7 protein-coding genes are annotated in these 6,419 nt (G+C 74.9%); 4 read left to right on the forward strand and 3 right to left on the reverse strand.

What is annotated here, in order from left to right:
• Positions 1-34 precede the first annotated feature (34 nt).
• Entirely contained in the window at positions 35-856 is an 822-nt protein-coding gene (locus ACWCSD_RS45080; protein ID WP_449924638.1) for an SDR family oxidoreductase, read from the reverse strand.
• 126 nt (positions 857-982) lie between these two features.
• Here ACWCSD_RS45080 and ACWCSD_RS45085 point away from each other — a divergent pair, with 126 nt between their 5' ends.
• Positions 983-1,708 carry an MgtC/SapB family protein gene (locus ACWCSD_RS45085; protein WP_387672804.1) on the forward strand — a complete coding sequence of 242 codons (726 nt, stop codon included), beginning with the start codon at positions 983-985 and terminating at the stop codon, positions 1,706-1,708.
• Positions 1,709-1,797: 89 nt separating this feature from the next.
• Positions 1,798-2,700, forward strand: coding sequence for an NAD(P)-dependent oxidoreductase (locus tag ACWCSD_RS45090; RefSeq protein WP_387672801.1), 903 nt, complete (start codon positions 1,798-1,800; stop codon positions 2,698-2,700).
• Here ACWCSD_RS45090 and ACWCSD_RS45095 read toward each other — a convergent pair.
• Entirely contained in the window at positions 2,693-3,523 is an 831-nt protein-coding gene (locus ACWCSD_RS45095; RefSeq protein ID WP_397160488.1) for an AraC family transcriptional regulator, read from the reverse strand. The genes ACWCSD_RS45090 and ACWCSD_RS45095 overlap by 8 nt on opposite strands.
• A gap of 17 nt (positions 3,524-3,540) precedes the next feature.
• Complete coding sequence (locus tag ACWCSD_RS45100) at positions 3,541-4,425, reverse strand: fumarylacetoacetate hydrolase family protein (RefSeq protein WP_449924643.1); 885 nt, start codon at positions 4,423-4,425, stop codon at positions 3,541-3,543.
• Positions 4,426-4,492: 67 nt separating this feature from the next.
• Between ACWCSD_RS45100 and ACWCSD_RS45105 the strand changes: the two genes are divergently transcribed.
• Together ACWCSD_RS45105 and ACWCSD_RS45110 are read left to right on the forward strand one after the other, a co-directional pair.
• A complete protein-coding gene (locus ACWCSD_RS45105) occupies positions 4,493-5,200 on the forward strand; it encodes a FadR/GntR family transcriptional regulator (RefSeq protein WP_449924646.1) in 708 nt (235 codons plus the stop codon).
• Between the two features lie 18 nt (positions 5,201-5,218).
• The coding region (locus tag ACWCSD_RS45110; protein WP_449924649.1) for a DUF3500 domain-containing protein at positions 5,219-6,419 on the forward strand (1,201 nt) is incomplete at its 3' end.

Raw genomic sequence — 6,419 nt, forward strand, 5'->3', positions numbered from 1 at the left:
CGTCTCGCCACGCCGCCGTGCTCGTCGCCGGTGGTCAGCGGAAGGCGGCGGCGTTGCGCTCGGCCCAGGCGGCGAACGGGCGGGCGGGACGGCCGAGGACGCGCTCGACGTCCGGGCTGACGCTCCGCTCGTCGGGGGTGGGCTCGCCCAGGATGGCGAGCGTGCCCTCCACCACGGGCAGCGGCATGACCTGCGCCATCTGCGCGTGGGCGGCCTCGCGGGTCTGCTCGGCGAAGCGCACCGGCTCGCCCAGCGCCGCCGCGATCGCCGCCGCCCGGTCCCGCGGGGTGGTGGCCTCGGGGCCGGTCAGCACGTACGTCGCCCCGTCGTGCCCGTCCTCGCGCAGGACGGCGGCCGCCACGGCGGCGACGTCGGCGGGGTCGACGAAGGGCAGGCCGACGTCGCCGAAGGGGGCCTCGGCGGTGCGGCTCAGGCGTACGGGCTCGGCCCAGGCGTAGGCGTTGGAGGCCATGCCGCCCGAACGCAGGACCGTCCAGGACAGCCCCGACCCGCGGACGGCCTCCTCGAACCGCACGGCGTGCGGGTAGGCCCCCGGCCGGGTCCCGGCGCCCTGGCTGGACAGCAGGACGACCTTGCGCACGCCCGCCTCCCCTGCCGCCGCGATCACGCCCTCCGGGTCCTCCCCCGCCACCAGCAGGAACAGCGCGTCCGCACCCGCCAGGGCCGGACGCAGGCTCGCGACGTCGCCCAGGTCGGCGGCGACGGCCCGGACGCCCGGCGGCACGTCGGCCTCCGTGACGCGGCGGGCGACGGCGGTGACCGGCAGGCCCTCCTCGGCCAGCAGACCGACCAGCGTTCGGCCGACGTTCCCGGTGGCACCCGTGACAACGAACATGGTGGTTCTCCTCAGTCATTAGTTAGTTGCCTGACTAAGAAGAACCGTAGCACAGAAACTAAGTCAGGCAACTAACTTCTCGCCGGGAAAGTGTGAGACCCCCGCACGCCGGGGACATCTGGGCAAATGGGGACGGCGTTCGCCACGACGGCACTGGCCGGACAAGGATGGACCCAGCTGGGAGAACTGGGCCTGGCCCTGCTGCTGTCGGCCGCCATCGGGCTCGAACGCGAGATCCGCCAGAAGAGCGCCGGCCTGCGCACCCACACGCTGGTCGGCTTCGCCTCGGCCCTGATCATGCTGGTGTCCAAGTACGGCTTCGCCGACGTCCTGGGCGAGCATGTCACGCTCGACCCGTCCCGGGTGGCCGCGCAGATCGTGTCGGGCATCGGGTTCATCGGCGGCGGCCTGATCTTCGTCCGCCGGGACGCGGTGCGCGGGCTCACCACCGCCGCGGTGGTCTGGCTGACCTGCGCGGTCGGCATGGCCGCCGGGGCCGGACTGTGGCTGCTGGCGGTCGCCGTCACCGCCGGCCACTTCCTGGTCCTGTTCGGCTTCACCCCGCTCAGCGCCCGGCTGCCCCGCTCGAAGTACGCCCAGTCGCGCCTGCACCTGACCTACCTCGACCGCCACGGCGCGCTCCGCCGGGTGCTGGCGCTGTGCAGCGACAGGGGCTTCGTCATCGCCGAGCTCACCCTCGAACGCGACCAGCCGAGCAAGGACCGGGAGTCGATCTCGATCTGGCTCGTCGTCCAGGGCGCGGGGCCGGTCGAGGTGCTGATCACCGAGCTGCTGGAGATCGACGGCGTGCTCGGCGTCTCCAGCGTCGACCTCGACGTCACCACGCCCTGACGCCGGCCCGGGCCGCACAACCGTTCAAGACCGGAGCCGGTCCCTGCCGCTACAACGGTGACGGCGGGACACGCGGAGCGGGAGGGCGGATGGCCGGAACGGGATTCATCGGACTGGGGATCATGGGCCGGCCCATGGCGCTCAACCTGGTGCGGGCGGGCACGCCGGTCGTGGTCTGGAACCGTACGGCGGCCGGGTGCGAGCCGCTGCGGGCGGCCGGCGCGCACGTGGCGGCGAGCCCGGACGAGGTGTTCGCGCGGGCCAGGGTCGTGCTGCTCATGCTGGCCGACGAGGCCGCCGTGGACGCGGTGCTCGGGCGCGGCACGCCGCGGTTCGCGTCCATGGTGGCCGGGCGGATCGTGGTGCACATGGGCACGACGTCCCCGGCGTGGTCGGCGGACCTGGGCGCGGCGGTGCGGGCGGCCGGCGGCGACTACGTCGAGGCGCCCGTGTCCGGCTCGCGCGGCCCGGCCGAGGCCGGGCGGCTGGTGGCGATGCTGGCCGGCGAGCCCGCGGCGGTCGAGGAGGTGGGCCCCCTGCTCGCGCCGATGTGCGCCGGGACGATCGCGTGCGGCCCGGTGCCGGGCGGGCTGCTGATGAAGCTGGCGGTGAACATCTTTCTGATCACCATGGTCAGCGGCCTGGCCGAGGCCGCGCACTTCGCCGCCCGGCACGGCCTGGACCTGGACAGGTTCGCCCAGGTGCTCGACTCGGGCCCGATGGCCAGCGACGTGTCGCGGGGGAAGGTCCGCAAGCTGCTGGACGGCGACCTCGCCGCCCAGGCGGCCATCGCCGACGTGCTGAAGAACAACCGGCTCATCGCCGGGGCGGCGCGGGCGTCGGGCGTGGCCTCGCCGCTGATCGACGTCTGCCACGCGCTGTTCGCCGAGACCCTGGCGCTCGGGCACGGCACGCTCGACATGGTGGCCGTGATCCGCGCGATCGAGGCCAGGACCGACGGGCTCACGGCGGATTCCCCGAGCGTCAGGTGAGGGCGGTGGTCCATTCGCCGGGGGTGAGCCCGTAGGCGCGCTTGAACATGCGGGTCAGGTGGCTCTGGTCGGCGAAGCCCGCCCGCAGCGCGGCCTCCCGCAGCGGCAGGCCGCCGCTCATCGCCCGCCGGGCCACGTCCAGCTGCCGCATCGTCCGGTACCGGGTCGGGCTGGTGCCGAAGGCGGCGCGGAACTGGCGGGCGATCGTCCAGCGGTCGAGCCCCGAGACGCGTTCGAACTCGGCCACCGGGTGCCGGGTCGCGGGGTCGGCGGCGATGAGCTCGCGCACCCGTGCCAGCGCCTCGACCGCGAGGGGGTCGCGCCGCCGCCGGACGGGGACGTCGGCGTGACGTTCCAGGGCCGCCGCGACCAGCAGCGCGACCTCCAGCCGGGCCAGTTCCTCCAGGGGCTCGTCCAGGTGCCGCAGCCAGGCGAGCAGCGCCGGCGACATCCCCTCCGGCCGCACGACCGGGTCGGCGACGAACGGCAGCGGCCGGCCGCCCAGCGCCTCCTGGATCAGGTACGGGTCGACGTAGAAGATCCGGTAACCGAAGCCCGCATCGGTGCCCGCGGCCCCGTCGTGCAGCTCGTCGGGGTGCAGGACGTGCCACTCCCCCGGCAGGCATCGCCGCAGCTCGCCGCGGTAGCGGAAGGTCTGCACGCCGGCGAGCGTGACGCCGATCGCGTACGTGTCGTGGCGGTGGGGCGCGAACGCCTCGCCGACGAGCGAGGCCGCCAGCCGCTCGATGCCCTCGGCGGCCGGGCCGAAGCGCAACCGGTGCCCCGGCCGCCCCGCCCCGCCGCGGACAGGTCGTGTCTCCACCACCCCAGTGTCGCGCTTCACTCCTCCGGCGCGGTCACCCCTCGGGCGCCCGTCAGCACCCGCGCGTCGTTGCCGACGATCGGGTTGCGCACGCTGCCGAGGCGTTCTGCCTCGACCTCGACGACGTCGCCGGGCCGCAGCAACCACGGCGGGGTGCGCGCGTAGCCGACCCCGGCTGGGGTGCCGGTGGCCAGCAGGTCGCCGGGTCGCAGCGTGAACGTGCGCGAGATCAGCGCCAGGGTGTCGCCGACGCCGTAGACCATCTCGTCGGTACGCCCGTCCTGGACGACCTCGCCGTTCACCCGGGTCCGCACCCGCAGCCCGTCGCGCAGGTCACCGACCTCGGACGCGGGCACCAGCGGGCCGAGCGGGCCGGACCGGTCGGCGTTCTTGCCGAGGATCCACTGGCTGGTGAGCTTCTGCGCCCTGCGCGCGGTGAGGTCGTTGAAGACCGAGTAGCCGGCGACCGCGGCCAGCGCCTCCTCCGGGTCCGCGTCCACCAGCGGCGTGCCGACGTACGCGACCACCTCGCCCTCCCAGTCCAGGCCGTCCTCGCCCGAGGGCACCGGCACCGGGACGCCGCCCACGGTCAGCGACCGCGTCCAGCGGGCGAACAGCGTCGGGTGCGGTGGCACGCCCTCCCCCGCGTAGGAGCCCTCGGCGACGTGCCTGAGGTAGTTGAGCCCGATGCAGATCACCCGGGCCTCCGGCAGCACCGGCGGCACGAGGGCGACCGACGCGACCGGGAGCCGCTCGCCGGCCGGCTCGCGGGCCAGGAAGGCGGCCGCGCCGGCCCAGAACCGCTCCAGCGGGGCGAGCACGGTGACCTCGGCCCCGTCGGCCGACAACGCGCCGGCCTCGACGCCCTCGGCGGCGTGCCGGCGGATCCCGACGATCCTCATCGCTCATCTCCTCACGGCGGCGAAAAACCTGCCAAAGGTTCGCAGGTTTTATGGTTGGATCCGGACTATGCCCTACTCCTCCTCGCCCGGACAACCGGCCGCCGCGCTCGGGCAGGGCGCGGGCACGCGGGCCGAGCGGCTGGCCGCCGCGCTCGACGAGCGGATCAGGTCGCGCGGGCTGGCTCCCGGGGAGCCGGTCGGCACGCTGGAGTCGCTGCGCGCGGAGACGGGCCTCGGTTATGCCACGGTCAGCGAGGCCGTCCGGCTGCTGCGCGACCGTGGCGTGCTGGAGATCCGGCCGGGCCGCGGCGGCGGGCTGTTCGTCGCCGACCCCGGCCCGGTGGTGCGGCTGCGGCACACCCTGCTCGGCGTCGCCGAGGAGCCGGGCACCGTCGCCGACGCCGTCGAGCTGCGCGACCACCTGGAGGAGCTGATCGACGTCGGCGCCGCCCGCCACCGCACCCGCCGGGACGTCGCCGACCTGCGCCGCCTGCTGCGACGGCTGCGCGCCGCGCCCGGCTGGGACGCCTTCATGCGCGCCAACTGGGCCCTGCACGAGCGCATCGCCGCCATCAGCCCGAACGCCATGGCCCGGGCCGTCTACATCGGCACGCTCGGCCACCTGGGCGCCGCGTCCCCGCGTCCCGACGACGCGGCCGGCGCCGGCTACCGCGAGCTGCGCCACCGGATCCACGCCGACCTGGTCGAGGCGATCGCGGCCGGCGACGAGAGCGCCGTGCGGGCCGCCGTCGCCCGGCACAACACCACCGTCTGAGACAGACCGGAGAGCCCTATGCCCGGCGAGTTCCGCCAGTACCTGTTCCCGCACGACCACCCGCGGCTGGCCGGCGTACGCGGCCTCGACCCCTACGCCTACCGCGAGCTGGCCAGGAGGCCGGGGACGTTCACCGGCGGCCTGATCGAGGGCTGGACCCCGCTGTACGGCAACGACTTCCGCGGCGTCACCGAGGACGGCGTCCTGCGGGACGGCCTGTACCCGCTGACACCGGCCGCCCCCGGCGAGCAGGCGCCGGTCGCCGCGATGGTGTCGGCCGCCCGCGACCTGCTGGCCTGCCTCGACGACGAGGACCGCGAACGCCTCTCGCACGACGCCGACGACGTGGCGTGGCAGACCTGGGCCAACCCGGAGTTCATGCAGTTCGACACCGGCCTGCGGCTGGACCTGCGGGCTCCGGCCGTCAGGGAGAAGGCGCTGGCGCTGGTGGTCGCCTCGCTCTCGCCGGAGGGCGGCCGGCTCGTCCGCGCGGTGATGCGGGTCAACGGCTTCCTGGGCGAGGTGGTCGGCCTGGAGACGATACTCAACGAGTTCAGCTACAACTTCGCCCTCTACGGCACCCCTGACCCGCGGGCCCCCTGGGGCTGGCAGCTCTACGGCCACCACTGCGCGCTCAACTGCCTGGTCGTCGAGGGCCGCATGGCGCTGTCGCCGGTGTTCCTCGGCGCCGAGCCCGACGAGATCGACGCCGGTCCGCACGCCGGCCTGCGCGACCTGTTCGCCGACCGGGTCGCCCGCGGCCTGCGGCTGATGGCCGCCCTGCCGGAGGAGCAGCGCCGGCAGGCCGTCGTCCACGAGCTAATGGTCGACCCGGCGATGCCCGAGGGACGGGTGCACCCGGGGGACGAACGCCACCTGGCCGGGGCGTTCCAGGACAACCGCGTGATCCCGTTCGAGGGGGTGCCGGTCGCCGCCATGCCCGCGGCGGCCCGGGAGCACGCGCTGGCCGTCGCCGAGTCGTTCGTCGGCCTGCTCCCGGCGGGGCCGCGCGCCGCCCGGCTGCGCGAGATCGCCGCGCACCTCGACGAGACCTGGTTCTGCTGGATCGGCGGCCACCGGCCGGGCGACGTCTTCTACTACCGGCTGCAGTCACCGGTGATCGTCGCCGAGCTCGACCACCACCGCGGCGTCTTCCTCGACTACGACACGCCCAAGCCGTTCCACGTCCACACCGTGCTGCGCACGCCGCACGGCAACG

The sequence above is a fragment of the Nonomuraea sp. NPDC001684 genome (assembly GCF_053596515.1).